Source organism: Insolitispirillum peregrinum, assembly GCF_900156605.1.
GTDB classification, from domain to species: Bacteria; Pseudomonadota; Alphaproteobacteria; order Rhodospirillales; family Rhodospirillaceae; genus Insolitispirillum; species Insolitispirillum peregrinum.
Genome location: NZ_FTOA01000021.1, coordinates 1 through 1,761 on the forward strand (window position 1 = coordinate 1; position 1,761 = coordinate 1,761).

A 1,761-nucleotide genomic window follows, 5' to 3' on the forward strand; every position below is an offset into this window, starting at 1 on the left:
TTGCCGGCGATCCGTTCGGTTTCCGAGGCGTTATCGGCACTCTGGCGGATGGTCGAGACCATTTCTTCCATCGACGACGAGGCTTCTTCTGCCGCCGCCGCCTGCTCGGTCGAGCCCTGCGCCATCTGTTCCGCGGTGGCCGACAGTTGCTGGCTGCCTGCGGCAACCTGCTGGGCGGCATTCAACGCTTCGGCGACCACCGTCCGCAGGCGTTCGATCATCGTTTCCAGCGCAATCCCCAACTGATCCCGATCAGACAGGCGCTGTACGTTGATGGTCAGGTTGCCGTTGGAAATCTCGTTCGCCTTGCCTGCCACATCTTTCAGGTTGGTGGTCATGGTGGTCATGGCGGCCACCAGATCGGCGATTTCATCGTTGGTGGAAACGGTGACCGACTGCTCCAGATCCCCCAGTGCCACCGCATTGGCCAGCGACGATGCCTTGGCCAGACCACGGCTGATCGACAGGGCGATGAACAGGGCAATGGCGCTGCTGACCACCAGCACGGTCACCAGCAGGATGATGGTCAGGGTGCGGGCGTCCTGATAACTTTCAGCGACTTGGCGGGCGTCATCATGCATCAGCTTCGTGTTGAGCTTGACCATGTCGTCCAGTGCAGCTTCACTTTGCCGGGACAGTTCCAGTCCTTTGCCCGACTGCAGATCATCGGCCTTGCCAGTCGTGTTGGTCATGATCCGTTCACGCAAGGCGGCCATTTTTAAGTTATAATCTGTAAAATAGCGTTCCAGTGCAGCACGCATGGCCACACCATTGCCAATTTTCTGCCACGGTATTGATGCGAGATGGTCGGTCACTTTCCGGTCGAGCATCTGCGCCTGTTTGTTCAGGTCATTCATCTGTTCGGTGGTCATGGCAAGAATGACCCGGCGATTGATGGTCGCCTGCTGGTTGAACAGGTTGTTGAGGGTCATGATGGCCACAATGGCATCGGCATTACCCTCCCGTTCAATGGACTCGGTGCTGCTCTGCAGGGTGGCCCGCATGTCCGGGAGGAATTTTTCCTCCAGCCCATCCATCATGGTTCGCCCGGCCAACAGGCTGTCATCCATGGCAAACTGGAGGGCTTCCTTGTTCACGTCAAGCTGGGCTGTCACGACCTTTCGAAAGTCAGCCATCATGCGGCGTCCTTCCTCGGTGATCAGCAGGCTTTCAACCTTGTCCATCCTGCTCTGTAGGGCTGTCAGAGAAGCCTGGTATCGCTTGAAGGCATCTTCTTTCTGATCAATCCGGTTGGCGATCAGAACAGCGCGCATCTGGCTGGTCAGATTCAGCAGATCACTTCTGGTTTCCTGCAGGGCAAAGGCCTTGGCTGCCGAGCTGTTGATCACCCGGTCCATGCGTTCGTTCATGTCGGACATGCTGTTCAGTTCAAACAGCATGCCGATGGCCGACAGCGCCAAAATCAGCGTGAACGATAGCGCCAGTTTGGCTTTTATGGTGAAACGCATGCCTTTTTCCTCCATCAGGTGCGGGCGGCACGTCCTGCTGGCGGCCCGTTCGCGGGCCGCACAATCACGAAAAGCGGTTCAGAAAACGACCGCTGTCTTACAACAGCAGCGGCAGAATGGTTTTTTCCATATCGAGGACAATGATGAATGCTCCACGGTCCTTGCCGATGGTCTTGATCAGCGAAACATCCCAGCCAACACCGACCGACGGGATGGTTTCCGTTTCCGTCTGGCTGAGGCTGGTCACCTGATGCACCCGGTCGGCCAGCACCCCCACCAGCGCCTGTTCGCC

Annotated in this window: 1 protein-coding gene and 1 pseudogene; both read right to left on the reverse strand. The window is 57.6% G+C overall.

Annotation, left to right across the window (positions count from 1 at the left end; all coding sequences use genetic code 11):
* On the reverse strand, positions 1-1,469 hold a 1,469-nt coding region (locus BW995_RS20140), incomplete at its 3' end, for an MCP four helix bundle domain-containing protein (protein WP_245821555.1).
* Positions 1,470-1,566: 97 nt separating this feature from the next.
* A pseudogene (locus BW995_RS20925) lies at positions 1,567-1,761 on the reverse strand (hypothetical protein); the annotation flags it as partial.